This is a genomic window from Micromonospora sp. S-DT3-3-22, from assembly GCF_015354745.1.
GTDB classification, from domain to species: Bacteria; Actinomycetota; Actinomycetes; order Mycobacteriales; family Micromonosporaceae; genus Micromonospora; species Micromonospora wenchangensis.
In genome coordinates this window covers 22,343-48,882 of record NZ_JACGMO010000047.1, presented here as the reverse complement: position 1 = coordinate 48,882, position 26,540 = coordinate 22,343, and the positions used below count along the sequence as shown (strand labels likewise).

The window sequence follows — 26,540 nt, the reverse complement described above, 5'->3', positions numbered from 1 at the left end:
CCACGACCATGCCGAACAGATCGCCCACTCCATCACCCGCCCGAACCTGCAGGCGCAAGCCCTGATCGACCTGGCCCAGGCGGTGGCCGCCACCGGCGACCACGACCGCGCCCGCGCACTAGCCACCCATGCCGAACAGATCGCCCGCTCCATCACCGACCCGGACCAGCAAGCGTGGGCCCTGACCGCCTTGATCGGTTTCGCTGAACCCACCAGAGCCCGATCGCTTATCGCGAATGCACTGGCTGTCGGGCGGTGGACGATTCCGCTGCAGGTCCTGGCCGAGGTCGACGCGGAGGTTCTATGTCAAGCCCCGGGTTTGGTGGAGAGGCTTGACGGTCGAGCAGAAGATCAGTGTGTTCCGCGGCGTGGTCGCCGAGCGACTTACTCAGCAGGGCCTGAGCGTCGCTGAGCAGGCTGTTCGGTTGAACTGCACCGAGGAGCAGGCGCTGGACGCGGGTGGTGGACTTCGCGACGTGGTCGCACGCCGGCTACCCTGCTTCCACCCGCCAAGCTGGCCGAGCCGCAGTGCCCGGTGTGTGGTGCGGTGGGGAGTGCCTTACCGAAGAAGGCGTCCGCCTGCACGACCGGCATGTCGTCGCGGGTCTGCTGCACCGATAGGTGACATCTGAGATGGCTTGCCCTGCGGGCGGGCTGGAAGGATGTTGCCGTGCCGAATGGTGGGACCAGTCACACCAACTGGCCGCGCTTTCTGCTCAGGTAGGCGCGTTCGGCGGAGTTCTGGGTGGCGGCGATCGCGGTGTCGTACGCCTGCTTCGCCTCGGCGCTGCGGCCAAGTCTGCGGAGAAGGTCGGCGCGGGTGGCGTGCCAGGCGTGGTAGCCCGTGAGCGGCAGCCGGTCGACCAGAGCGAGAGCGACTTCCGGGCCGTCCAGCTCCGCGACCGCGACCGCGCGGTTTAGTGCGACGATCGGCGACGGGTCGAGCCGGGTCAGCTGGTCGTACAGCGCGATGACCTGCAACCAGTCCGTGTCCGACGCCGTGGGGGCGTCGGTGTGGACGGCGTTGATCGCGGCGAGTATCTGGTAGCGGCCGGGCCGGTTGATCGTGAGGCACTCGCGGACCAGGTTGTGGCCCTCGTCGATCAGCGCGCGGTTCCAGCCGGCGCGGTCCTGCTCATCGAGCGGGACCAGTTGCCCATTTCGCACGCGTGCCTCACGCCGGGCGTCGGTGAGCACCAGCAGGCCGAGGAGACCGGTCACCTCCGGCTCCTCGGGGAGCATCTGACGGAGAATCCGCGTTAGCCGGATTGCCTCGCCCGTGAGCTCGGCTCGAACCGGGTCGCCATCGCCGGTGGCGAGGTAGCCCTCGTTGAAGACGAGGAACAGCACCGCCAGTACGCCGCCGAGCCGTTCGGGAAGGTCGGCGGTCCCGGGCACCCGGTACGGCACCTTGGCCGACGCGATCTTCTTCTTCGCCCGGGTGATCCGCTGCGCCATCGTGGTCTCGGGCACGAGAAACGCCTGTGCGATCTCCGGCACGGTCAGCCCACCCAGGAGCCGGAGCGTCAACGCGATCCGCGCCTCCGGTGCGAGCGACGGGTGGCAGCAAGTGAAGAGCAGCCGCAGTCGGTCGTCCTCTACCGCTCCGGTGGGCTCGTGGGGCGTGTCGTCGTAAAACATGGAGGCCGCCTGATGCTTGGCGTCGCGCTGGTTCTCCCGGCGGATCCGGTCGATCGCGCGGTTGCCGGCGACGGTGGTGAGCCAGCCGCCAGGGTTGGGAGGTACGCCGGACTCCGGCCACCTCTCCAGCGCGGCCACGAGCGCCTCGCCTGCGGCCTCCTCTGCAATATCGATGTCACCGAATCGGCGGACAAGCGAAGCGATCAGGCGGCCGTATTCCTCGCGGAAGACCCGTTCGACGGCCGCCGTTGCGTTCTTCATCGATCAGTCGCCGCTTGAACTTGCTCAGGCGAGACCGTCGAACGGACGGACCTCGACCTTGCCCCGGCACGCCTTTGACCCCTCGGCCGCGAGCTTGAGCGCCACGTCAAGATCGGACGCGTCGATGACCCAGAAACCCCCGAGGACCTCCTTGGTCTCAAGGTAGGGGCCGTCGGTCACAACCGGCGTCTCAGCCTGGCCGTCGACGACGGTCGCCGTCGAGGCCGGCGCAAGACCACCCGCGAAGACCCAGTAGCCCTCAGCGCGCAGCTTGTCATTGAAGGCACCGGTCGCGGCGAACGCCTCCTCCATTTCTTCCTTTGAGCCGTAGTTGCCGAACTCGGTCATCTCGGCCGGGCCGTGCACGGCCAGCAGGTAGTGCGTCATCCCACATCTCCTCGGTCCCGGGCGGTCCCGATGACCGCCTCTCACTCCACCACGAACGGCATCCCGCCGATACGACAACCTGCCACAGAAAATCTTGCGACTGGCTTCTTCACGGCGAATCGCCCGATCGACGCCCGCGCACGGTACAGGACGTCTGGGTTGTCAGCCGCGTCTTCGTGCAGGGCGTGCCCGACGGGGGACTGGCTGCGCAGTCAGGACCGGAAACCGCACCGACCCGTCCCGACGCTGCGTCACCACGCACACGCACCCATCCGTAGAACTTTTTCTTCGCGAGCTGTCGGATCCGGACCCGCCCGTTCGTGGAGAGGTATGAGCGGGCCGCACCGGCGGCCCGCCGAGGAAACGGAGCCCGACATGTCCACCAACGTCCAGGTCCCCACCAGCAAGACCCCCGGCGCGTCGACCCCGACCGTCGAGCGACAGCCGGTCTGGAAGCACGGCGTCGCCGCGGCCGTCGTCGCCTCGGTCGCTACGACCGTCCTCGCGGCGGTCGCGTCGGCCGCCGGGGTCTCGTTCGCCGACAGCACCGGCGCGAGCATTCCGATCGCCGGGTTCGCACAGCTGACCCTGGTCTTCTCGCTCGTCGGCGTCGGCATCGCCGCCGTCATGGCCCGCAAGGCACGCCAGCCGCGGCGCACCTTCGTGTGCACGGCGATCGCGCTGACCGCGCTGTCCTTCGTCCCGGACCTCACCTTCGGGTTCGACGCCGGCTCCGCAGCAACCCTGATCGCGCTGCACATCATCGCCGCGGCGATCGTGGTTCCGGCCCTGGCGGGGCGGCTCGCGCGCACACGCTGACCCGGCTCAAACCGTGCCACTGCCCTTCGCCGGGTTGACGCTTCAGTCCCATCCCGCCGGGGCCGTGACGAAGGAGACCCGCACGTGCAGTCGGACCGGCGGGACGCCGGCGCGCTTGACCAGGAGCCGGAATCGACCGCTGGCGTAGCCGGGATGCAGGGGGCTGCCGTCTTTGCGGACGAACACGTACCCGGAGTCGACCCACGTCTTCCCCGCCGCCTCCCGGCGGGCTTTCTGGTGTCGTTGGCGCTGCCGGTGGTCGCGTAGGACCTGGATAGTGCGCTTGTCGAGGGCGACTGGGCGGCGTCCGGCGGCGGTTTTGGGGTCTCCTTCGAGGCTATGTTGCGTTGAGCGTCGGCAAGATCGAGGCAGACTTTAGCTGTGAAGGCGTCGACTCGTTCTCGCTCCTGGCAGCCGCCGAAGTCGGCGTTCACCGGCTTCCGCTTCCCGTCCGAGGTAATCGTCGTCGCGGTCCGCTGGTACCTGCGGTACAACCTGTCCTATCGGGACGTTGAGGAGCTACTGGTCGAACGCGGGGTCGAGATCGATCACATCACGGTCTACCGGTGGGTGCAGCGGTTCACGCCGCTGTTGGCCGACGCCGCCCGGTTAGCCCGCCACTCGCCGGGTGACCGGTGGTTCGTTGACGAGACGTACGTGAATGTCAACGGGGTGTGGCGGTACGTGTACCGGGCGGTCGACCAGTACGGGCAGGTCATTGACGTGCTCGTCTCCCCTCGACGGGACGCTGATGCGGCTCGGCGATTCTTTCGACGGGCGCTGTCGACGGTGAAGGTACGCCCACTGAGGTCGTCACTGACGCCGCGCCGGTCTACCCCAGGGTGCTCGACGAGCTGATCCCGCAGGCATGGCACCACGTCGAGCGGTACGCGAACAAATCCGATCGAGGCCGATCACGGTCGGCTGAAACACCGGTTGAGACCGATGCGCGGCCTACGGACAGACAAGACAGCACAGATCATCATCGCCGGACACGCCTTCCTGCAGAACCTCCACCACGGCCGCTACGAACTCGCTGTCGACGTCCCGCCGGCAGGACGCATCGCCGCCGCGTTCACCGAACTCGCCCGAGCGATCTGACCGCTGACCCGACACGGATTCAACCCGTCCACCGATCCGGCAACGCAACAGCGCCAGCAAGAGTCAGGCCGCCTGACGGCGCGCCGAGGTGTGTTCGGCACTGGTCCGAAGCCTGTTCGGCGGCAGCGAACAGGGCGGTGGTTCCTACGGTGAGCCGAACTCCACGGCGGCGACCTGATCGTCGTCGATACCGATCCGGAAAGGCTCTCCATGACCCGATCGATCGGCCCGCGCCACCCCGCCGCCGGGTGGCAACTGCGTCGTCTGCTCAGCGTGGTGCTCGCGGTCGTGCTCGCCAGCACCCTCCCGGCCCTCATCCGTTCCACGCCGGCTGCCGCGGCAGCCGGCAACCTCATCCTCAACGGTACGTTCGACAACGGCAGGACCGAACCCTGGTGGACCCGGCTCGCCGCGACCAGTACGACGGTCAGCGTCGGGCAACTGCTCGTCCGCACCGCCAACACGGTCGGCAAGCCGGTCTGGGAGGACCTGGTTGGGCACTTCGAGTTCGGGGTGACAGCGGCCCAGCCGTACCGGTTGCAGTTCGACGCATCCGCCGACGTCAGCCGCAACGTGCGCGTCTCGGTCTCCCGCGTCGACACGCCGTTCACCTCGGCGGTTGACCAGAACGTCGCACTCACCGCCACGATGCGCCGCTTCACCTTCGACTTCGTCTCCCCGTTCGGTGACCCGAAGGCGGTGCTCCTCTTCCACTTCGGTGGGCAGGCGGCCTCAACGGTCCGGCTGGACAACATCTCGCTCACCCCGCTGGCCGTCGACGCGGTCAACGACCCGATCCTGTACTGGAACGATGTCTTGCTGGCCAGCTACCGGAGCCTGGCCCCGGCACCTACCGCCGCCGCTCGGGACGCGGCGATCCTGCACGCGGCGATGCACGACGCCGCCGTCTCGGTCACCGGCGTGGGCAACCCCTACCGGGTGCGGGTGCCGGTCAGCTATCCGGGCACCATGGAGGACGTGGTGGCCCCGTCCCTGCATGCGGCCATCGACCAGGCGGCGTTCGACGTCCTGGTTGCTCGGTACCCGCAGCGAAGGGCGAGCCTTGAGGCCGCTCTCGGCACGGCCGCCGCTCGCCGGCCGTCCGGGGTGAACTCCGCCGAAGCCACGCGGGGCACGGCAGTCGGTGCCGCAGCGGCGGCCGCTAACCTTCAGGCTCGCGCGAACGACGGCTCCGGCAATGGCGGGCAGTACCAGCCTGACGGCGACGACGGGTCGTGGCGACCGACCGACAATACTCTGGCGGTCACCCCGGACTGGGGTCGGGTCACCCCGTTCGCGTTGACCTCCGGCCGGCAGTTCCGGCCTGGCCTGCCGGCCGGGGCGGTCGACTATCGGGATCTGCTCGGCAAGCAGGAGTACCGCAACCAGGTGCAGGAGGTGCGGGATTACGGCGGCCGGACGTCGTCGCTGCGTACCGCCGACCAGACGCAGCTCGCGCACTTCTGGGCCAATGACGTGGATGGCACCTACAAGCCGCCGGGTCAGCTCTTCGCACACACCCAGATCGTGGCGAAGCAACGCAAGCTCGGCATTCTGGCCAATGCCCGGCTCTTCGGCCTGGTCGGCCTGGCCCTGGCCGATGCGGCCATCGCCGCCTGGGACGCCAAATACCTGACCTCGATCGATCTGTGGCGACCGGAAACCGCGATCGGCAACGGTTGGCAGCCGTTGTCGCAGCGTGAGGACGGTACCTCTTTCTCACCGGCCTTCCCGGCTTACATCTCCGGACACGCCACCTTTGCCGGGGCATGGGCAGCGGTGATGAAGGGCCTTTTCGGCACCAACGACATCGCCTTCGATGCCACCACCGACGACCCCTTCGCCAACGGGGTCATCCGGCACATGACGGGCTTCGACCAGGCTGCCCGGGAGAACGCGTTGAGCCGGATCTACCTGGGCGTGCACTACCGCTTCGACGCCGACGCCGGCCTTGCCACCGGCGGGTCCGTGGGTGCGTACGTCTACGCCAACCGGCTGCGACCGTGAGTCGGCCGCCGGTGTGAGGAGGGCTTCCCGCCTGGTCCATGCGACCGGGCGGGGAGCAGCGTGTCTCAGGGCGGTGTAGGCAACGCCAGCAGCCGAAGGCGCTGATACGGGACCAGGCGATGCTCCAGGTCGGCCGGACCACTCGTTGAGCACCCACCCCGGTCGGAGGAACGTCCGGGCCGTCGGCGTGCCCGCAGCACCCCGTACGCGCCGACGGCGAGGGCGGCCGCCAGCGTGGTCGCCGCCAGCCGCAACTGCCGACCGTCTGGGCGGGTCGCGCGGTACGTCGTGGTCGCCGGCCGCCGCGGCGGTACCTGGTTGACGGCCGGGAGCCTCACGCCGAACAGCGCCGGGTCGGGGGCCGCCGGCTCTGGGAGCATCGGTTCGCTGTCCCATCGCGTCTGCTGGCCGAGGCGTACGTCGATGTCACGGCGCAGCCCGACCCACTGATCGATGGCCGCTGCCGGCGTACCGCAGGCGGCCAGCAGCGCCACCACGGTCCGTTCGCGGGGCAGGGTGGTCCGCCCCAGCATCGTGGCGAGGGTGCTCGGCGGCAGCCAGTGCCCGGCAGCCGAGGCGCGCCGGGAGATTTCCCGATAGGTCAGGCCGGATCGCCGCCGCAGGTCTCGGAGTAACCCGACGTACTCGACCGCCGTGGCGGCCTGCGGCACCGAATTCTGGGCAGCGTCAAGCATTGCCTCTCCCCGTGTCTTGATGTGGTCGGGCCCGGACCGGTACCGGTCCAGGCCCTGCGCCAGCCAGCGGCGGCCGTCGATGAAGACGCTAGGGAACCGGGCTGCCCAGGACAATGCCCTGCGCGGTGCGGTGCGGTGTCCGCGCAGCTCAAGGCGGCTTGTCCGGGTCTTGTCCGACCACGTCGGACAGTCGCTTGGCGGCGTCTTGCCTCGCCGCTTGGGGACTAAGGAGAATATCGGGCGATGAACATGGGGGAGATACGACCGGACGAGGCGGCCGACCCAGCCGGGTTCGTCGACCTGCTGCGCCGGCTCAAGGACCGGTCCGGTCTTACGTACCGACAACTGGAGCAGCGTGCGGCCACGGCCGGCGACGTGCTGGCCCGCAGCACCGCTGCCGACGTCCTGCGCCGGTCCACCCTTCCGCGACCGGAGGTGTTGGCCGCGTTCGTTCGCGCCTGCGGGGCGGAGGATCAGCTGGAGGCATGGTTGCGGGCACGGGACCGGCTCGCGTCCGGTGCGTACGCCGCGCTCGAAGCGACGTCGGCCACGCCTCCGCCGTCGACCGGGGTCGCTTCCGACGAGGTCGACCCGCCGGCGCGACCATCCGCCGCGGCGCGTCGGGGCCGGTTCGCGGGAGCTACGCCGACGCTGCTGGTCGTGAGCATCCTGCTGGCCGCGCTCGGCGTCGCCTGGTTCTGGTGGCCCGAGAACGAGCAGCGGGCGCCGGCAGAGGGGGTCGGCGCGGCCACCTCGCCGGGCGGAAGTTCCTCGGCCCTGCCGAGCGGCGGGCGAAGTCAGATCCGGCCCGCCCGCGCCCCGCAGCTCTGCATCACCGAGGGACGCGACCGCACCGGCCGATACCCCAGCGAGGTGGCGGTCCAGCGTCCCTGCGCCGAGGCGACCCCACCGGACACATACCTGCAGCCGGTGACGGACGGCCTGTACTTCATCAAATGGGATCACCCGGTGCACGGGCCCGGTTGTCTCACCGTCCGCCGGGAGGATCCCGGCCGGTATCTGGTTGAGCCCTGGCCGCACTGCCGCACCGACTTCTGGCCGCAACTGTTCCGTTTCGAGCCGACCGGCTCGGTGCCGGCCGCGTACCGTATCCGACCGGCCGACAGCGACCTGTGCCTGGGCATCCGGGATCCCGACACGGAGGTGCCAGCCGAGGCAGCGGCGGAGCCGTGCACCGGTGGCACGGACCAGGTATTCCTGGTCGATTCACTGCCGGGAGGGTGACGACGGGACAGGCCAGAATGCGGGTACGATCAACGGGTGCCTCGCGACAGGGCGTTGGTGCGCTCGTGCAGGGCCTCGGCGACGTCCTGGTAGAGGTCGGGCAGCCGATCGAGGACGCCCGTCACGAGCGCCGGGTACTCAGGATCGAGGCTGATCAGGACGTCGGCGACCATGCCTGCCCGGTCGCCCCGGTCCGTGCTGCCGATTCGGATGGCCGCGTCGACGGCCAGTCGGACGATCGTCGTCAACCGCTGGGTGGGCATGGACGCCAGCAGCAGTTCGCGGACGCCGGGCAGGAAATGAAACCGCTTGTGGGAGTACGCCCCACCGGCGCCCGATGCGTCGGTCGAACGGCGCAGGAGGCCGGCGACCAGTACTCCAGCAGGAGATCCGTTTCAGGGTTCGGTGAGGGCTTGTCGGGCGTAGTGGCTGATCTTGGCTTGGGCTTGATGTTGGCGTCGGAAGATGGACCAGGCGATGACGTCGCCGATGCGTCGGGCGGGTTCGATGACCAGGGCGTGGAACAGCCGTCGGGTTTCGTTGACGGTGATCGGGATCAAGCCGTTCGGGTTGGTGGTGCTTGCCGCTGCGGCGGCGAGGAATGCGTGTGGGCGATGACGAGGGTGGTCCAGCGGTGCCAGGCCCGCCAGCGGCGGTGTTGGTGCTGGTCCAGGCCGAGGCCGGTTTTGGTGGCCTGGAAGGATCCCTCGATGCTCCACCGTCGGCCGGCGATGGCGATCAGTTGGTGCAGGGGAACGGGTTGGGGTGACCAGCAGCGGTAGAACGCCAGCTCACCGGTAGTGCGGTTGCGGCGGATCAGCAGCCAGTGGTGACCGTCGTGCTGGTCGGCGGCCAGGGGCAGGGTGACGAACGCCCTGTCGTAGTAGCGGTGTCCTTTCGCCCCTTGGCCGGCGAAGATTTGCTGCCACGCCCGTGTCGGCAGGTCGGCGGCGATCTGGTCCGCCCGTTGGATGCCCAGTCCGGTCGGGACTCGGTGCGAGCAGGCGACCGCGAGGACGTAGCCCAGTTCGTGGCCACGCAAGGCCGCGGCGATGAGGTAGTCGCGCAGCTTGGTAAGCGACCAGCAGGAGAACGGCTGGCCGAGGAAGCGGGGGTCGCACCGGGCGATGACGCAGATCCAGTCGCGGGCCTGCTCATCGATCCGTCTCGGCGCGCCCCCGCTCCATTTTGGGGCCAACGCGTCGCACCCCCGCTCATTGAACGCGTGGATCACGTCGCGGACGTAGTCCTCACGGGCTTGAGTAGGTGCGCGATGTCCGGGGCCGGCTGTCCCTGAGCGGACATCAGCACCACGATCGCCCGCCGCAGCTTCACCGGGTCCTTCGCCGTCCTTGTGATCTTCTGCAACCGCTGACCCTCGGTCATCGACACCTGCCGCACGAACACCTCCGGCCGTCTGCCCACCGGCCATCACCTCCCACCACGAGTCCTGGGACACAGCCTGCGACGGCTGACTGCGGCGGTGCGCCCCGCTCGTGGCGATTGCCTGCCTGATCCGCGCGATGCGCGTAGCTACCAGCCCGATGCGGGCCGGGGGCAGCCGCCACGCCCGTAGTGCCGGCACCGGCACCACGGGCGTGGCAGGCTAGCGGAGGGGTGTTGCCAAGCGCGCCGATGTGGGATACCCCCGGCTCTGCTTTAGGCAATAGGAGCGCAATCCCCGGCGCGGTCCGTCACAGGATGTTGCTGATCCAGCCCGTCCAGGCGCTGCAAGAATCGCTACCCACCACGGCCGGAGTGCACAATTGCCATCTGAGCTGACTTCCCTGGCCGCCATCCGACCGCACCGTTGAGTGCTCGTAAAAATCCTTGTTGCAGATCCCCCAGTTCGGGGCGTCCAGCATGTTCCAGCACTTACCGGCGCGGTAGAGCGTCCAGGATCCGTTGGGGCCGCGAAGCTGGTTCTGCCAGTGCAGGTAGGGGCTGGCCGCATTGGCTCGGGAGTCCTGCACATAAAAGATATCGCCGTATGGCCTGAAGCAGCCTGCGGCGAAGCTCGCATACGTGCAGGTCGAATCTTGCCCGGGAGGTCCAGAGGATTCCGCAAAGTCGGGTTCCACTACCACGATAGGCCCTTCTGCCGCCGCAACCGGTTTGTCGACAGAGGTGTCAGCTGAAGCCTGGGACGGGGCAATTCCAAAGGCCAGTAAGGCGGCTCCAGCAACAGCGGCCAACCGCATGGCATTGCGTTTTAGCACAGCGTCTCCCGATTTGTTTGAGGTGGTTACCGCAGCGGATGAACCGGAGTGACCGGCACCCATCCATCGTTCACTATGGCAATTCCGCCGTGAAGGGTTCAGCCTGTTCGGGACTGTCCCGAACACTCCGCGCGGATCAGCCCGGCAAAAGCCCGACGCGCGGGCGACCGCAGGCCGAGGCGTACAGACTGACCCGGCGGGGTCGGTGCGGCCACAGTCTGGGATGCCGTGATGCTTGGTACGAGCAAGGCGAGCGCCTTGTCTGCCATTTGGCTTAGAAACTTCATGCTTTCCTCCTTCCAGAATCGTGGATCAATGCCGTGCCCCTATGATGCCGGTGGTCAGTTGAGTTGGGAATGCGTTCGAACGAGGCCGAACGAACTCGAACGAACTCGAACACTGCGTCTGTCTTAGAATTTTTACGAGTTTGGTGTCAGCCGTGTGAGGTGAAGTGCGGAGATACCGGCGTTCAACCAGGCATGTGCTTGAACTTGCGTTCGGTTGAAGGTGTCGTTCACCGTCCGGTGCCCCGATAGGGTTCGCGAAGATCACACCGGAGGACCAGAAGGCGCTGGAGTGCTCCAGCGGTTCTACGACAACAAGATGTCCTTCAACACCCTGCACCCACAGCAGCCGCAGACCCTGTCGTACGGAATGGTCGACCACCACAGACCCGTGTTGTTGCGCTGCCCCCGGTACGCCGGGAACGACCGCACCGGCGGCACCAACTCGAACGCCACCCCGGCCACCACGCCTGGTTGAACGCTGCGGTTCTTCACTAGCGACTCCCTGGCTCGGCGAAGCGCGGCCCTCGCACCCGATCCTGATCGGGCCGGTCGGGCGCATGCATGGGTGCTCCGTGGGTGCTCGGACGTCGGGGAACTGACGCGGACGTACCGCGACGCACGCGGATTCGACGGGAAGCGCGATGCCCACCAATCCATTGACAGTCGAGAATGACATGCGCCTGCAGGGCTTGGATCTGCGAGGACGCAACCGAGCTCGGGTGGACTGGGAGGGTTGCGGTCGGACCAGTTTCGTATAGAGTCCTATTCGTAGGAGTGCACGATTCGAGCCTACGGATCAGAAGGTTAGGGGTTCGAGTCCCTTCGGGCGCACAAGATTATGAGGGGTCTGACCTGCGGAAACGCGGGTCAGGCTCTTCTTGCTGTCTGGCCTGCGTGGATGGTGGGTGTCACGTGGGTGCGATGTGGGTGCCACCCCCACTAGCGAGTTCTTCTCGCCTCTGGCGGTCCTGACCTGCGTATTTGATGCTGGGCCCGGGGTGATCGGGGTTGGAGCACCTGCGTTCGGCCGCGAGATGGGCCGGTTCTTTCGGGCCTTGTTTTTGATCTTCTTCCGGGTGCGGCGGGCCGCGGCCAGGACGAGGTAGGCGGTGGCGTCGGCGCAGTGTCGCTGCACCTCGGGCAGGACGCTGGTGTAGGTGTCGGCGGTGATCACGATGCTGGAGTGGCCGAGCAGATCTTGCAGGGTCTTCAGGTCGGCGCCGGCCTGGTGGGCGAGGGACGCGGCGCCGTGGCGCAGGTCGTGCAGCCGTACCGGGGGCAGTCCGGCGCGTTGGACGAGTTTGCGGAATCGGGTGGTGGCGTAGTTCGGGTTGATCGGCAGGCCGTCGGCGCGGGTGAACACATACCCGGTGTCGGTCCACGCCTTGCCGTTCTCGGCGGCTGCGGTCTTCTGGTCGAGCTGGCGGCGACGGTGTGCGCGCAGGACATGGACGGTGCGTTTGTCGAGGGCGACGGCACGGCGGCCGGCGGGGGTCTTGGGGTCGCCTTCGACGATGGTGTAACCGGCGGTGGTGCGGTTGCGCTCGATGGTGAGGACGCCTTGGTCGAGGTCGACGTCGGTCCAACGCAGTCCGCACATCTCGCCGCGGCGCAGGCCGCGCAGGGCGGTGAGCCACCAGAACGCGAACAGCGAGTCGTCGGTCACGCCGCCGAGGAACTCGGCGAGTTGCTCGGCGGTCCAGACCGCCACCGGCGGCCGGTCACCGGTGCGTTCCCACTGTTCGACGCGGGCGTCGGTCCATACCTTCGGGTGGGGCTGCTGGTAGCCGCTGACCTCGATGTGCCGGGCCGGGTTGCAGTCGATCAGCCCTTCGCGGACGGCGAGGTTGAGCGCAGCGCGCAGGGTGGTCCGCAGGTGCTGCATCGCCGAGGCCGATTGTGGTCTGCCCTTGCTGTTGGTCGTGGCGGCGATCTGCGCGAAGACCGTCCGCAGCAGTGTGGCTCCCCGACCGGGATAAGGCCACGGAGACGCCTAACCTCAAGTACACCTACCAGTTGCGCACTGACCAGCCGAGCCTGGTCACTACTGCCCGCCTGAACGTCACCGGCAACTACGTCGAGAGCTATGCCCTTTTCGACGGGCTGCTTCGCGAGCGTCAGACGCAGGTGGCGTCCCCGTCGGGCGGACGGTTGCTCACTGACTCCTTTTACGACACGGCGGGGCGTGAGTCCGTCAGCTACGGCACTTATCACGCAAGCGGCACCGCCGGTGGCGCGCTGAGCACAGCCATCGACCGGGCCCTCGTACCGAATCAGAGCCGCACCGTCTACGACGGTGCAGGCCGGACGACTGCCACGGTCTTCCAGCCGTACAACGCGGAGCGGTGGCGGACCACCACCTACTACGCTGGCGATCGCACTGACCTCACGGCGCCTGAGGGAAGCCCGGCGGCCAGCTCAACCGTCACCGATGCCCGCGACCAGACGGTGGAACTGCGCCAATACCACGGAGCCAACCCTACCCCCGGCACGCCGGGGAGTTGGGACAGCACGCGCTTCACCATCGACCGCCGGGGAAACCTCGCCAAGGTCACCGACCCAGCGAATAACGTCTGGACCTACCATTACGACGCGCTGGGCCGGCAGACGGAGAGCCAAGATCCCGATCGGGGTAAGACTACCTTCACGTACGACAACAACGACCGAGTCGTTACCTCGACGGATTCCAGAAACAAGAAGCTCGCGTACCTTTACGATCCGCTCGATCGTAAGCGCGCGGTGTACGATAACCAGGTAGGTGGAACGCTACGAGCGCAATGGATCTACGACACCCTTGTCAAGGGTGAGATCACTCAATCCACCCGGACGGTGGGCTCAGCCACCTACCAGGTCAAGGCCCTCGGCTACACGGACAACTATGAGTTGACCGGTACTCAGATCGTCATTCCAGCTTCCGAGACCGGACTTGCGGGCACCTACAACTTCGAGAAGACCTGGAATATCGACGGCAGTCTCGACTCGACCAGCTTCCCGTCGACCAATGGTGATCTGCCGGTTGAGAAGCTGACCTATGGTTATGACGGCTACGGTGGAGTAAAGACGGTCAACTCTCTCTACGGCTCGACGCCATTGTCCTATGTGGCCGATACCGACTACAACGCCCTGGGCCAGATCGAGCAACTCGAGCTCTATACCGGAGCAGGCGGTCGGGTCTTTCAAGCATTCACACGCGAGTTGGAGACGGGACGCCTGCTCGGCATTCGGACGGACCGCGATCAGGTGGCACCGCACGTCCTAAGCGACGTCCGATATACCTACAACAAGGCCGGGAACATCACGAGGATCCAGGACGTGGCGCCGGATCCGGTCGACGACACGCAGTGCTTCGACTACGACCACCTGGGCCGGCTGGAGGAGGCTTGGACTCCGTCGTCCGGCAACTGCGCGGCTGGGCGGAGCGTAGCGGCACTGGGAGGTCCGGCCTCCTACTGGACCTCGTGGACCTATTACCAGGTTGGTAACCGCAAGCAGGAGACCGTGCACGGCGCGAGCGGCGACGCCGTGACCGACTACGTCTATCCGACATCCGGCAGCGCCAAGCCGCACACGCTGTCCGCCACCACGGGGGCACGGGCCGGCGTCTATACCTACGACGATATGGGCAACACGCTCACCCGCCCCACCGCAGGTGCCGGAACCCAGACGTTGACTTGGGACAATGAGGCGCTTCTAGCCAGTTCGACCGACGCGACCGGATCGACCAGTTACGTGTATGACGCCGACGGCAATCGGTTGATCAGTCGGGACCCCCAGGGTAAGACTCTCTACCTGCCTGGCCAGGAGATTCGATACAACAACAGCACGCAGTCGAGGACCTGCACGCGGTATTACGACCACAATGGGAGCACGGTCGCCTCCCGTACCGCCGCAGGCCTGACCTGGTTGGCGGTGGACCACCAGGGCACGGCGCTGGTTTCCGTCGATGCAACGAGCCAGGCACACACCATTCGTCGCCGGAACCCGTTCGGTGCCGTGCGCGGAACCCCCGCGAGTTGGCCGAACACGCGCGGCTTCGTCGGAGGAACCGACGACAGCACTGGGCTAACGCACCTCGGTGCCCGGGAGTACGACAACGCCATCGGCCGCTTCATCTCTTCCGACGAGGTCATGGACCTCACCAACCCCCAACAGATGCACGGCTACACCTACGCCCATAGCAACCCGGTCGCGTACTCGGACCCGACAGGGGACCTGGAGTGCGGCAACGACGACTGCTCGATGAACACGCACCCGACCAGCGACGGCGGCGAGATCATCACCATGCCGGACGGCACGAAGGAGAAGATAGGCGGGAGGGGCGGCAAGGGCAAGCGCGGCGGGGGTGGCCCGCCTCCAATGAGTCTGTGCAGCAAGAATCCGACCGCATGGAAGAGTTGCCAGCCTGGCCTACCCAACGCGGGGATCATCCTCGGTGGCACGATCGTGGTTGCCCCGACCGCGACGGAACTCCAAGCGGCTGTCACCGAGCAGATGGATCGGTGGTGCAAGGGCGGCGGTGGCTGGTCAGACCGGCTGATCGGCGGTGCCGGGGTTGACGGGTGTGCACCGGGAGTCGGTGGCTCAGAACTTGTGGAAAACCAGGTCAAGGGCGAGATCTGCAAGGATCATCCGGATTGGTGCGAGAACCAGGACCTGAGCCAGACCTACCTGCTCGAGGCAGTAGCCGGAGTCGGCTACGGCGCATTCGGCAAGAAGCAGAAACGGCCGCCGCACACGGCAAAGGTGTACTACTTCGACGCGAGCGGCAAACTCATCTTCGAAAGGACGCTGAGAAGCGGAAACATGACCTCGGCCGAGCGGGCACTGGGCTTCCCACAGAACACGCTCGCCACTCACACCGAACGTCGAGCGATGGTTGCGCCCCACGTTCAGGAGGGCGGGTTCATTGTTATCAAGGGGGTATACGCGCCATGCTCCCATTGCAAGGGAGCAATGCGTCAGACTGCGGAGGCTCAAAATGTGACCGTCACCTATCGTTGGCAGAATCGGGTCTGGGTGGCGACGCCTGAGGCGTCTGGTCCCAGGTACCGAAGAATGATTGCCCGAATGACAAGACCGAAGTAGCGGGCTCCCCGGCGGCGGGGCGCCGACTAGCGCCCCGCCGCCGGGGAGCCCGGGCCGTCGCTCAGTTTGTGGTGTCGAAGGGCCCCGATGCTAAGCTGTCCGCGCCGACGTTGATCACTCGGGGTGGCCGTGCAGTCCTCCGAGATGATCGTGAGCCGCTCATGGAACGGGTGCGACGATGGTTGATCTGATGGTCCAGTTCATTGGTGACGACGCCGAGATCAACGGCTCCTTTCGGGAATGGCTGGCTGGTGCTGGCCTCGCCGCTTCAAATGGCGGCTCCGGATCTGTTGTTTCAGTGCACAATTGGGCCGACTGTGAACGGTTCGGCGAGCAACTCTCCCGCTTCATCGCTGGGAGAAGCGATCCATTCAAACTACTCATCGATGGCCCGGGTGGAGATGCCCTCATCCATGAGGTGAGGAGAGTCGCGGATGCTGAATCATTAACGAGTTTTCTGGCCACGAGCGCTTATTTTCAGTAAATGCACATCTGTCCAGGGGCTAAAGGCGATCCTGGGAACATCCTTCCACTCGGAGGACGGCTTCACGCCCAATGCCGTTCAGATAAGGTGTCTGCTGAGGTCAGCGTGGTGAGCTGACGTCGGTTGGGGAGTCCAGTACGGTGGCTGTGTGCCTGCCGAAAATGTCATCCGGGCAGGTCAGGCTGCATGTTCGTACTCGTGCAGGATGCCGCCGAGGCGGTCACGACGACGGATGTTCAGGCGGTCGAGTCTGTGCGGGTCGGTGATCGGTTCGGGTAGCGGTGTGAGTGGCCGGACGTTGGCGATGCCCTGATGCGGGCGGTGCTCGTTGTAGAAGATCTCGTACTCAGCCAGCGCATGCCGTAGGTGCCGCTGGTTGAGGATTAGTGTTCGGTCGAGAAGTTCGTGGCGGCAGGTCCGTACCCAGCGTTCCATGATCGCGTTCATCCGGGGTATCCGGACGCTGGTGCGTACCACGGTGATGCCGGCGTCGGCGAGAATCGTGTCGAACGCGGCCGGGTACTTGCCGTCCCTGTCGCGGATCAGGTACTTCACCGGGCAGCCCGCGTCTTCGAGGTCCATGACCAGGTTGCGGGCGATCTGGGCCACCCACGCCGCGGTCGGGTGCGCGGTCGCACCGAGGATCCGGATCCGGCGGGTGGCATGGTCGATGACCGCGAGGACGTAGAGGCGGGCGCCGGTCAGCGTGGTCGTTTCGAAGAAGTCGGCGGCGACGACGGCCTGTGCCTGGGCGCGCAGGAACGTGGCCCACGTACTGGTGGTGCGCTCGGCTGCCGGATCGACACCCGCCTGGTGGAGGATCTCCCAGACGGTGGACGCGGCGACCTTGACGCCCAGCACGAGCAGTTCGCCGTGGATCCTGCGGTATCCCCAGGTGCTGTTCTCCCGGGCCAGGCGCAGGACCAGCCGGCGGACCGACCGGACGGTTCGTGGCCGCCCGGCCTGGTGGGGCCGGGAATGTCGGGCGTGCCGGCGAGCGATGAGGTCCCGGTGCCAGCGCAGGACCGTGTCCGGCCTTACCAGTAGCCGTAGGTGGTTCAGTACGCCGCGCGGTAGCGGGTGTAGGAGGGCTGCCAGCCACGCCCGGTCGGCTGAGGTGAACCGGACCCGATCACCGTGCAATTGTCGTTGCAGGACCACGATCTGGTGCCGCAGTGCGAGGATTTCGGTGTCCTTGTCGCGGTCACTCATCGGCAGCAGCCGTAGTAGGGCGAGCGCATTGGTCACGCCGAGGTACGCCAGTCGAAACAGCACACCTCATCGTCGCGCAGTGCTCGACGCAGACGGACCATCGCGATCCAGCCGAGAGGTTCCACGTCTCTACCGGCGGCTTCCACCTCGGTCATGAAGATGGCTGTGACCAGGACGGATGAGATTGTCGGCACCCACAGGGTCGGTTCTTCCGAGCCTTGTTCTTGATCTTTTTCCGGGTGCGGCGGGCTGCGGCCAGGTCGTAACCACGCGCGGTAAAGTGGCGGGGTGGTACAGGACGAGCGGGTGGTGGGGCGGTATCCGTATCCGGGGATCACGCCGGGTGAGTTCGAGGAGTTCGTCGCCGGGGAATTGTTGGGGGCCGCAATGTCCCAGGTGGACGGGCTGGTGGTGAGTACGCATGAGAAGGTCGCCGGGGTGGACGGGATCTACGAGTTTGACGCGACCGCGCGGTACCGGTTCGCCGGGATGGAGTTCGTGGTGGTGGTCGAGGCGAAGTTGCACCGGAACCCGATCAAGCGGGAGTTGGTGCAGGTGTTGCGGCAGAAGGTGCTGAGCGTGGGTGCGCACAAGGGGGTGTTGGTGGCAACCTCGGCGTTCCAGGCGGGGGCCGTCGAATTCGCCAGGACTCACGGGATCGCGCTCGTCACCGTTACCGAGGGGCGGTTCGTCTTCACCACTCGGGACACGGGCAAGGCCGCCCGGCCCGCCCTCGTGGCCTGCTACCACGGTGGAGTGGGTACTCGGGGGATGGTGTTGGCCGCCGATGATGAGGACCACCCGGAGTGTGTCGCGGAGTTCCTGTTGGGGCGCTCCAGGGTCTGACTCACGGGCCGACGTGGACGTGGGACGCCCACACCAGCGGGTCGTCGGGGTGGCGGTCGCGTAGGGTGCGGGTAGCGGTGTGCACGGCTGTCGCGATGTCTCCGCCCGCTGCGATCGCCGGGTAGACCAGTTCCGCGAAGTCCACGGCGGGCTGGTCGCCGATCGGCCACAGGGTGCCGATCACGTGCCGGTACCCCGCCAGATGGAACGCCGATGCCAGGTGGAGCACCTCGTCCGCCAGCCGCCCGCCGGGGCGGGCTGTCGAGCACGCGGACAGGAACGCCAGATCGGCGTCCAGGCGCAGGTGTGCAAGGTCCAGCGCGGTGAGTGGGTGGTTGTGGTGGTCGGCCAGCAGAAACAGGCTCTCCGAAGGGTTGGTCAGATCGCTGTTGCCGTGGCAGGCGAAGTGCGCAATCTGCGCCTTTGGCAGGGCCGCGAGGACAGTGTCGCGGGTCGCGGCGGTCCCGCTGACCACGTCAACCGCGCCGGGCAGGTGTGTGCGCACCACCGCCGCCTCCCGCTCTGCGCCGGGCAGCGGCACGTCGTGGCCTGGCGTGCGCGACATCGCCACGACTAGTGCGCGGTCGGCGGGTGGCCTGGCGGGGTCGGCGCCACGCCGTGAGTGCACCAGCGCCCGGAGGGTCGGCGTGGTCGAGCACACCACCCGGTCCACCACGGTGAGTGACCCCGTGCCGTGGTAACCCGCTGCGTGCAGCGGCAGCAGCGAGAGCATGCCGGACGGGCACCACCACAACCGTTCGGCGGTATCCAGGTGGTCGAGCACCGGGCCGGCTACCGCGTCCCAGATCCACTCCAGCGTGCGTATCACCCGGTCGCGCCCGGCGGCCCTGGTCCGGGCCGTCCCGGACCGAGTGTCCTCGACCGCTTGGAGAAAGTCCAGCACCTCCTCCATGACTGCCCGGGGCGTGAGCGCGGGCAGCGGAACGGGCGTCACCTCGGCTGCAGCGGACAGGATCAGCGCGTACGACCCGAAGTCGGACACCACGACGACCACAGCGTGCCCCTCGGCAGGCGCGAGGTCGCGCACGGTCGGCGGGCGCAGAAACGTGTCGAAACCGGGCAGCGTCCGGATATTCGCGAGCAGCCGATCGTACCGCGCGGCCACCCCGCGCCGCGTCGCGACGTCCGTGTCGGGGTCCTCGAACACCGCGCACAGCTCGGTGAACATCGTCGCGAACGCGGGTTGGCGCTCGGCGAGCGCGGTGAGGTCCGTCCGGCTGTCCAGCGCGTGCCCGAGCAGCAGCCCGCGCCCTTGCTCGAACAGCTCAACCGCCCGCGTCGGCAACCCCGCGCGCACACAGCACGCGGCGGCGTCCGCACCGAGCCCCGCCATACCGTCGATCAACGCCTCGCGGTCGCGCCAGGTAAGGGATCGGGACACGGCCCGCCCCACCAGGTCGACCGCCGTCCCGTACGCCTCGGCGGCCTCCGCCCACCGCCCGTCGGACGCCGCCAACCCGGCCCACTCTGCGGCCGCCGCGGCGCGGACGCGTGGTACACCCACATCGGTCGACGCCGCCTCCCGGACCGCCGCGAGCACGGCCTCCAGGTCCGTACCGGTCACGGCATTGCGTCGGCGCAACACCCGGCCGAGGGAGAGCAGGTGGAGCGGCCGGTCGGAGTGGTCGACGGGGAGTTCTGCCAAGGACTTGCGGGCGCCGTCGACCGCCTCGTCGAGGGTTTCCTGTCGTCCGGTCCGGTCGTGCAGGTCCAGCAACGCCTGCGTGAGGTTCAGCAACGCGGGCGCGCGTCGCGGATCGCCGGGAGCCAGCGACTTCACGGCAGCCCGGCACACCTCCAGCGCTTCGTCGAGATCGGCGGGGGCATCGCCGACGCTGAACCGGGTTAGGAGGATCGCCCCGAGGTTCGACAGACGCAGCGCGCGACTGGTGTGGTCCGGCGAGGTCGCCTTGACGGCCTGCCGACCGGTGTCGATCGCCTCGTCCAGGTCGGCGCGGTCCTGCCGGCAGTCGAACCGGGTGTGGAGCGCGGACGAGAGGTTGGCCAGCACCATCCCGCGTTCGTAGCTCACGGCGGACATGGCCGACACGGACCGGCGCAGCGCGTCGATCGCCTCGTCCAGGTCGACCTGACCGCTCGTGCGGCGGAACCGGGCCAACAGCGCGCCGCCGAGGTTGCCCAGGTAGACGCCAAGGAGCGGGGTGCCCTTGAGCGCGGCCCCAACGGCGGCCCGCCCGGCCTCGACCGCCTCGTCGACGTGCTCGATGCGGTCGGTACGCTCGAACAGCAGGCGGAGGGACATGCAGAGGTTCGACAGGTCGGTGGGCGAGAGCTCGGTGTCCGACGCCATCGCGTCGCGGGTGTACCGGATGGACTCGTCCAAGTCCTCGGGCGCGCCACCGTTCTGGTACCGCTGGGATAGGGCGATCGCCAGCGTGGACCTGCGCCCGGCGAGTTCCGGGTCGCCGGGTGGCGTCGCCTCGATCGCGGCCCGCCCTGCTGCGATGGACGCGCTCAGGTCCTCAGACCGTCCGGAACGGACGAACCGGTCCCGGAGGAGGTCGCACAGGCCCTCCAGGTGCTCGGCCGGTGACTCACCCGCGTCGAGCGCGTCCTGCCGCACTCGCACGGCCCGGTCGAGGTCCGCCAGGTCACCGGTGCGGATGAACCGGTTCCACAGCAAGTCGGACAGTTCACCCGGATCGGACGCCGCGTCGATCCGGGCGCTCAACCCGGCCTCGTGATCGAGGAAGTTCGCCAGGGTGCGTCGCGTGGTGTCGAGGTTGGTTTTCAACGCCTCGATGTCGGGATGGTCTGGCCACCCGTCGACCGCCGCCTGGCAGGCCGCGACGGCGTTCTCCAGGTCCTGCCGACTGCCCAGCCGCTCAGCCCGGGTCAGCAGGGTGATTCCCAGGTTGGACAGGCACGTCGCCTGGATCGGAGCGTCCGGCGGGGCGTCCTCGACCGCGGCCTGGCACTCCTCGACCGCCTCGTCTAGGTCGTCCTGGTCGCCGTCGCGGTCGAACTTCGTCATCAGTGCGGTACCGAGGTTCGTGCGCAGGTGCGGGAGTTCGGAGTGCCCGTCTTCGGCGTGGTCGATCGCCCGGCGGAGCAGGCGGACAGCCCGGTCCAGGGCGCCCGGATCGGTGTCGGCGTCGCGGTACTGGACGCGGCCGAGCTTGCCGAGCGTCGCGGCGCTGTCCGGTGCGGCGGGCGGGTACTTGTCGAACTGCTCGGCGATCAACGTCGGGACGTGCGCCCGACCGCCCATCCGGTACAGCGGCGCGAGCAGGTCGAGCGCGACCATCATCAGCTCCGTGGCGCCCTCGGGCGTGCCATGCGCCTCGACCCTCGACAACAGCAGCAACCCGGCCGTCTGCGTGACCTCCACGTCGTCGAGCGGGTCCGGCACCGCGCACAGCAGGTCGACCAGCTCGTCGAGCGCTTCGGGGACGAGCACCTCGTCGGCATCGCGGGTACCACCGAACGCGGTCAGACGCTCGCGCAGGGCGGTGATCAGGTTTGATCGCTCGGTCGCGGAGAACCCGGACCCCATCAGACTGTCGCGGGCCGTCACGAACTCCCGCGCGAGTTCGAGCGCCACAGCGTGCGCGCCCTCACCGATGCCGCCCGCGAGTCGCACGAGTTCGGCGCGGTGTATGCCGCGCACCCTTGGCGCGGCCCAGATCATGGTCCGCTCCAGGATCCACAGCTCCATCACGCGGTCGTCCTCGACCACCGCGGCGACCGCTTCCTCGCGATCGCCGAGGACCTGCTCGACGATGTCCGGTGTGGTCAGCGCCATCGCCCGGATCAAGGCGGTTCGGGCTTCGGCCAGCAGGGCATGCTCGCGGGTCACCTCGAACGCGCGGCGCAGCACGAATCCCAGGTGCGTCATGCGCCGGGCCAGGCCGACGTCGTCCTCGGCGTCGAAACCGACCGCCTCCCGGGCAGTGTCGAGGACCTCACGCAGCACGTGCGGGTCCTTGTTATGCCACGTCAGCTCATGCAGCGCAACAGACAGCGAATACAGGAGGTCGCCGCGCAACGGCTCGTCATCGGCCAATTCGGCCAGGACCATCCGGCAGGTCGCGATCCCCTCGCGAAGGATGTCCTCGTCCCCGGTCCGGTCGGCCAGGTCCACGAGCGCGTCGGCGAGCAGCGCGACCTCGCCGAGCCCGGCCTCCTTGACGGCCTCGTCCGCCATTACCTCGACGGCGTCCTGCACAAGGGAGGGGTCTTCGGTCCACCGGTAGAGCACGCGCAGGGTGTTCGCGGCGTTCATGAGCCGGGAGCCCAGGGAAGCGTGGGTGTCCGGCGTCGCGCGCAGGACCCGCGCGTGCGCGGCCAGCGACTCGTCCAGCAGCGCGGCCTCCTTGGTGCGCAGGAACAGTTCCCTGAGGAAGACGGCCTGGTTGGCGACAGCCGGGAGCAGATCGGGGTCGGCTGCGATCGCGGCCCGGCCGACGTCGACCGACTCGCGCAACGCCTCGCCGTCGTTCAGGTACTCGTACCGGGCTTCCAGAGACGCGGCCAGGTTCGTCAACGCGAGCCCGCGCTCCTCGTCGTTCTCGGCGGCGTTGACGGCGGCTCGCGCGGTCGCGATCGAATCGTTGATCACCGCCTCGTCCTCGGTGCGCGTGAACTCGACCCGGAGCGTGTCGCTGAGGTTCGCGAGGCGGGTCGCCCCGCCCTCGGTAGGAGATGCCACGTCGGTGCCCGACTCGGCGAGGGTCCGCGCCACGTCAGCCGCCTCGCGCGCCGCCTCCAGGTCGCCGGTCGCGCGGGCAAGCTCGACAAGGGCCGTGTGTAGACTCCTCAGGCACCGGGCGTTCCTCGCCCGGTCGGCGACACCGACCGCCGCGCGGTAGACCCGGACGGCCGCCTCCAGCGCCTCCACATCGCCGTGCTCCTCGTACCACTCGTACAGCGCACCGCCCTGCTTGGTGTAAGCGTCCGGGTCGTCGCTGTACCCGAACACAGAGTCGTCCGACTCGGTGATCTCCGGCGTGTGGTCGAACAACTGGCGCACCTGGTCCGGCAACGAGTCGGGTGCGACCCGGTACACCTCGCCCAAGAACAGCAGGGCGTCCTCCAGGTCCTCCGCTCCCTGCCGCGCGCGGAACCGGAGCAAGTGGAGCCGCCCGATCACCGTCAGCGCGACTACGTCGACAGGCAGGTCGGGCGTCGATGCAGGTCCGGACACCCGCAGCTGGAGCAGGTTCGCCTCCTCCAGCGCGTCCTCGGTCAGGACTGCGGCGTAATCACCCGTCCGGTGCGCCTCCTCGAACCGCGCCAGGATCGCCTCGACCAACTGTTCCCGCACCCGGACCTCCGTTCACCACCGCTTCCGCGGCACCTTACCGAGTGTCGGCGCCTCATTGTCGAAACTGTAGATTCCTGCAGGGTGCCAAAACCAGAGCCGATCGCCATTCATCCATACGTTATCGACCTGAAGCTGGGGTTGCCTTCGCGGGAACCGGAGCTGGGAGCGGACATCTTTGATGCTCTCGTCGCTGACGGTTGCCGGGTGATCCTGATGGCTGATGGCGGTTTGATCCGTTCCTCGCCTACGGATCAGAAGGTTAGGGGTTCGAGTCCCTTCGGGCGCACAAGATCATGAGGGGCCTGACCTGCCGAAATGGCGGTCAGGCCCCTTTGCTTTTCTGTCCCTTGTGGTCGGTTGGGTGCTCGGTGGGTGCTCGTGCGACGAGCATCCCTCACGTCCGGCCCGATCCGGCGGTGTTCCCTCCGGTCCGGAGGCGTCTTGATCATGGTTGATCGAGTCGGTCCGCTTGTGTGGCTGGTGGGTTGCGGGCTTCCTGGATAGCGGGGTTTCGCGGTGTGCTGTCGGTTTGGCTGGGGTGTCCGGTGCTATTGCGGTGAGTTAGTGTCGGTTTGCCGTTGGTTATGGCGGTGGTGGCCGATGCTTCGATGTCGCTGGAGGGGTTTTCCTCGTGGATCCGCAGCAGCTCAGGGATGTGAAGCGGTCGCTGGGTGGTGCGTTGGCGCGGTGGCGGCGGGCGCGTGGTCTGACTCAGGATGATGTGGCGCGGCGGGTGCACAGCACGCGGAGCACGGTGGCGAACGTGGAGTGCGGTCGTCAGGTGGTCGACCGGGTTTTCTGGGCGCAGTGTGAGTCGCTGCTCGCGGCCGGTGGTGAGTTGATCGCCGGTTATGACGACTACCGGTCCCTTGAGGTCCAGTTCCGGCGGGACAAGGCCGAGGCGGCCCGCCAGGCCCGGTGGGCAGGGGTACTCGATCCTGCGACTCTCGCCGAGACGGCTTCACCCCGGGGGTTTCGGGATCATGGAGAGGCGCTGCTGGCGGAGCTTCGCGGGCCGACGGGCGGCGCGCGGGTGGAGGGCGACATGCGACGTCGGGTCGTGCTGCAGCACGCGTTGATCGCTCTGTCCGCAGGGGTGGCGGGGCCGGCTCTGGATTCGATCCGCGCCGGGCTGGCGTCTCCGGTGCTGGGGCAGGAGCCGGCTGATGTCGACGTCGCGGAATGGGAAGAGGTCGCCGAGGAGTACGGGCGCGGCTACTACAGCATGACGCCGGTGTCGCTGATGCTCCATCTGGCCGCTGACGTGGCGGATCTCCAGCAGACGATCGAAGCATGCCGGGGTAGCCGCCGCGCGGACCTGTCGCGGGCCGGCGCGCGACTGGCGGGGATCATGGCGATGTCTCTGGTCAAGACGGGTCAGTTCCAGGCCGCGCGTAGGTGGTGGCGTACCAGTCGGGCGGCCGCCGACGCCTCTGGTGACCCGGCTGTGCGGGTGTGGGTGCGTAGCCAGGACGCCGTCCATGCCCTGTACCAGCACCGCTCGACGCGGGCGGCGATGGATCGGGCCGGTGAGGCGGTGGCGATCAGCGGTGGGCGTGCTTATCCGGGCACGGCCGAAGCGCTCGGCGCTTGTGCGCAGGCGAGCGCTTTGGCCGGTGACGTAGCGGGTGCCCAGGGCTATATCGATCTGCTCACCGACGTGTTCGACAATCTGCCTGACAGCGTCACCGTCGACACCGGGAACATCTATCACTGGCCGCAGCGGCGGCTGTGGCACACCGCCAGCTACGTCCACAGCCACCTCGGTCGCTCCCTGGACGCGCAGCGGGCGCAGGAACAGGCGCTGTCGTCGATACCCGATTGGGCGCCGGCCGCCCGTGCGCAGGTGCACCTGCATTCCGCGATGTGCCTGATCCGAGACGGCCACCTCGACGACGGCGCCAACCACGCTCGACAGGCCATCACTGTCCTACCCGAATCCCGGCGAACGACCCTCGTTGTCCACCTCGCACGCGCGGCGCTGGACGCGGTACCCCACAGCGAACAGCGCCGCCCGGCCGTCACGGACCTCCGCGAGCTGATCACCGCCTGCGGACCGGTGCCCCGGTGACCGGACACGACGGCATCCGGCTGCACCGCTGGGAGGGCGCTGACCTCGACCGGTTCATCGACGAGATGAGCGACCTCTACGAGACGGTGTACGCCGAACCGCCCTACAACGGCGGCCCCCTGTTCACCCGGGACCGGTTCCAACAACGCACCGATCGCCAGAAGCAGACGCCAGGATTCACCCTCGTCACCGCCCACACGGGCCATGCCTTGGTGGGCTTCGCCTTCGGTCTGCCGTTCGGCGAGGACAAATGGTGGGGTGGCACCAGCACACCGCGACCCCCCGCCGAGGTAGTCGCTGGGACCAAGTTCGCCGTCATCGAACTCGTCGTCCACCCCGACTGGCGCGGCCAGGGCCTCGGCCGCACCCTACTCGACAACCTCCTGGACCAGCGGCCGGAACGCTACGCCATCCTGCTAGCCGAACCCACCGCCCCAGCCCGACAGATCTACCACCGATGGGGCTGGCAGCAACTCGGCGACGTACAACCAACCACCGATGCCCCCCAACTCAACGCACTCGTACGCCCCCTCAAGTCCGAAGCACTCTGACGCTTCACTGCTCCACGTTCTGACGAACAGTCCATTCTGTAGTCGCATGCCCGACTCGCGGGACAATCGGCATCCAGCGAGGCGGTCAGGTTCAACAGCGCCTTCTCCCTCGTCGCTTCCACGGTCAGACTGTGATCATGGACTTGATCACCACCGCCATCTGCATCACCGTCGGATGTGGCTGCACGTCGTCGACCGCTGTCTGGAGCACGCCGTCCACCTGATGCGCGCCGGCCGCCACCCGGCGTGGAAGGAACACGCCTGTCGGCGTACAGATACCGGCAGAGGCCTGCCTTCGGCTACTCAAGCTGGGTTACCAGT

Annotated in this window: 20 protein-coding genes and 2 pseudogenes; 11 read left to right on the top strand and 11 right to left on the bottom strand. The window is 67.8% G+C overall.

Annotated features, from left to right (window positions below; all coding sequences use genetic code 11):
* The coding region (locus tag H1A17_RS15850) for a hypothetical protein (RefSeq protein WP_228543626.1) at nucleotides 1-412 on the top strand (412 nt) is incomplete at its 5' end.
* A 278-nt stretch (nucleotides 413-690) separates the two neighbouring features.
* Here H1A17_RS15850 and H1A17_RS15845 read toward each other — a convergent pair.
* Together H1A17_RS15845 and H1A17_RS15840 are read right to left on the bottom strand one after the other, a co-directional pair.
* Nucleotides 691-1,902, bottom strand: coding sequence for an RNA polymerase sigma factor (locus H1A17_RS15845; RefSeq protein ID WP_194822214.1), 1,212 nt, complete (start codon nucleotides 1,900-1,902; stop codon nucleotides 691-693).
* 24 nt (nucleotides 1,903-1,926) lie between these two features.
* Complete coding sequence (locus tag H1A17_RS15840) at nucleotides 1,927-2,289, bottom strand: YciI family protein (protein WP_194822213.1); 363 nt, start codon at nucleotides 2,287-2,289, stop codon at nucleotides 1,927-1,929.
* A 375-nt stretch (nucleotides 2,290-2,664) separates the two neighbouring features.
* Between H1A17_RS15840 and H1A17_RS15835 the strand changes: the two genes are divergently transcribed.
* The 3 genes and pseudogenes from H1A17_RS15835 (at nucleotide 2,665) to H1A17_RS15825 (ending at nucleotide 6,216) form a co-directional block, all read left to right on the top strand.
* Nucleotides 2,665-3,108, top strand: a complete 444-nt coding sequence (locus H1A17_RS15835) for a DUF6069 family protein (RefSeq protein ID WP_228543625.1) — start codon at nucleotides 2,665-2,667, stop codon at nucleotides 3,106-3,108.
* A 381-nt stretch (nucleotides 3,109-3,489) separates the two neighbouring features.
* Nucleotides 3,490-4,209: pseudogene (locus tag H1A17_RS15830) on the top strand (IS6 family transposase).
* 210 nt (nucleotides 4,210-4,419) lie between these two features.
* The gene (locus H1A17_RS15825) at nucleotides 4,420-6,216 is read left to right on the top strand and encodes a carbohydrate binding domain-containing protein (RefSeq protein ID WP_194822212.1); all 1,797 of its coding nucleotides are present in this window, start codon (nucleotides 4,420-4,422) and stop codon (nucleotides 6,214-6,216) included.
* A gap of 65 nt (nucleotides 6,217-6,281) precedes the next feature.
* Here the strand turns inward: H1A17_RS15825 and H1A17_RS15820 are convergent, their stop codons facing one another.
* On the bottom strand, nucleotides 6,282-6,911 hold the full coding sequence (locus H1A17_RS15820) for a helix-turn-helix transcriptional regulator (RefSeq protein ID WP_194822211.1): 630 nt from the start codon (nucleotides 6,909-6,911) through the stop codon (nucleotides 6,282-6,284).
* A 243-nt stretch (nucleotides 6,912-7,154) separates the two neighbouring features.
* Here H1A17_RS15820 and H1A17_RS15815 point away from each other — a divergent pair, with 243 nt between their 5' ends.
* Nucleotides 7,155-8,156 carry a helix-turn-helix domain-containing protein gene (locus H1A17_RS15815; RefSeq protein ID WP_228543624.1) on the top strand — a complete coding sequence of 334 codons (1,002 nt, stop codon included), beginning with the start codon at nucleotides 7,155-7,157 and terminating at the stop codon, nucleotides 8,154-8,156.
* A 29-nt stretch (nucleotides 8,157-8,185) separates the two neighbouring features.
* On the opposite strand, the gene H1A17_RS15810 is transcribed toward H1A17_RS15815, so the two are convergent.
* The 3 genes and pseudogenes from H1A17_RS15810 to H1A17_RS15795 form a co-directional block, all read right to left on the bottom strand.
* Nucleotides 8,186-8,419 carry a hypothetical protein gene (locus H1A17_RS15810; protein WP_194822210.1) on the bottom strand — a complete coding sequence of 78 codons (234 nt, stop codon included), beginning with the start codon at nucleotides 8,417-8,419 and terminating at the stop codon, nucleotides 8,186-8,188.
* A gap of 132 nt (nucleotides 8,420-8,551) precedes the next feature.
* Nucleotides 8,552-9,563, bottom strand: a pseudogene (locus H1A17_RS15805) (helix-turn-helix domain-containing protein).
* Between the two features lie 287 nt (nucleotides 9,564-9,850).
* Nucleotides 9,851-10,375, bottom strand: coding sequence for a hypothetical protein (locus tag H1A17_RS15795; RefSeq protein ID WP_194822209.1), 525 nt, complete (start codon nucleotides 10,373-10,375; stop codon nucleotides 9,851-9,853).
* 576 nt (nucleotides 10,376-10,951) lie between these two features.
* On the opposite strand from H1A17_RS15795, the gene H1A17_RS15790 reads away from it, so the two are divergent.
* Nucleotides 10,952-11,137 (top strand): hypothetical protein, encoded by a 186-nt coding sequence (locus H1A17_RS15790; RefSeq protein WP_194822208.1) that lies wholly within the window; start codon nucleotides 10,952-10,954, stop codon nucleotides 11,135-11,137.
* Between the two features lie 321 nt (nucleotides 11,138-11,458).
* Here H1A17_RS15790 and H1A17_RS15785 read toward each other — a convergent pair whose 3' ends face one another.
* Entirely contained in the window at nucleotides 11,459-12,547 is a 1,089-nt protein-coding gene (locus tag H1A17_RS15785) for a site-specific integrase (protein ID WP_228543623.1), read from the bottom strand.
* A gap of 71 nt (nucleotides 12,548-12,618) precedes the next feature.
* Here H1A17_RS15785 and H1A17_RS15780 point away from each other — a divergent pair, with 71 nt between their 5' ends.
* Nucleotides 12,619-15,747: an RHS repeat-associated core domain-containing protein gene (locus H1A17_RS15780; protein WP_309236781.1), complete on the top strand. Its 3,129-nt coding sequence runs from the start codon at nucleotides 12,619-12,621 to the stop codon at nucleotides 15,745-15,747.
* A gap of 178 nt (nucleotides 15,748-15,925) precedes the next feature.
* Entirely contained in the window at nucleotides 15,926-16,231 is a 306-nt protein-coding gene (locus H1A17_RS15775) for a hypothetical protein (protein ID WP_194822207.1), read from the top strand.
* Nucleotides 16,232-16,408: 177 nt separating this feature from the next.
* Here H1A17_RS15775 and H1A17_RS15770 read toward each other — a convergent pair whose 3' ends face one another.
* Entirely contained in the window at nucleotides 16,409-17,506 is a 1,098-nt protein-coding gene (locus tag H1A17_RS15770; protein ID WP_194822206.1) for an integrase core domain-containing protein, read from the bottom strand.
* Nucleotides 17,476-17,598 (bottom strand): hypothetical protein, encoded by a 123-nt coding sequence (locus tag H1A17_RS35095; protein ID WP_255542047.1) that lies wholly within the window; start codon nucleotides 17,596-17,598, stop codon nucleotides 17,476-17,478. Before H1A17_RS35095 ends, H1A17_RS15770 begins: the two co-directional genes overlap by 31 nt.
* A gap of 133 nt (nucleotides 17,599-17,731) precedes the next feature.
* Between H1A17_RS35095 and H1A17_RS15765 the strand changes: the two genes are divergently transcribed.
* Nucleotides 17,732-18,289 (top strand): restriction endonuclease, encoded by a 558-nt coding sequence (locus H1A17_RS15765; protein ID WP_194822205.1) that lies wholly within the window; start codon nucleotides 17,732-17,734, stop codon nucleotides 18,287-18,289.
* Nucleotide 18,290: 1 nt separating this feature from the next.
* On the opposite strand, the gene H1A17_RS35565 is transcribed toward H1A17_RS15765, so the two are convergent.
* Nucleotides 18,291-23,597, bottom strand: a complete 5,307-nt coding sequence (locus H1A17_RS35565; RefSeq protein WP_194822204.1) for a CHAT domain-containing protein — start codon at nucleotides 23,595-23,597, stop codon at nucleotides 18,291-18,293.
* Nucleotides 23,598-24,228: 631 nt separating this feature from the next.
* Here H1A17_RS35565 and H1A17_RS15755 point away from each other — a divergent pair.
* The gene (locus H1A17_RS15755) at nucleotides 24,229-25,668 is read left to right on the top strand and encodes a helix-turn-helix domain-containing protein (protein WP_194822203.1); all 1,440 of its coding nucleotides are present in this window, start codon (nucleotides 24,229-24,231) and stop codon (nucleotides 25,666-25,668) included.
* Nucleotides 25,665-26,219, top strand: coding sequence for a GNAT family N-acetyltransferase (locus H1A17_RS15750; protein WP_194822202.1), 555 nt, complete (start codon nucleotides 25,665-25,667; stop codon nucleotides 26,217-26,219). Before H1A17_RS15755 ends, H1A17_RS15750 begins: the two co-directional genes overlap by 4 nt.
* A 124-nt stretch (nucleotides 26,220-26,343) precedes the next feature.
* Here the strand turns inward: H1A17_RS15750 and H1A17_RS35090 are convergent, their stop codons facing one another.
* The gene (locus tag H1A17_RS35090; RefSeq protein WP_255542046.1) at nucleotides 26,344-26,478 is read right to left on the bottom strand and encodes a hypothetical protein; all 135 of its coding nucleotides are present in this window, start codon (nucleotides 26,476-26,478) and stop codon (nucleotides 26,344-26,346) included.
* Nucleotides 26,479-26,540: the final 62 nt, after the last annotated feature.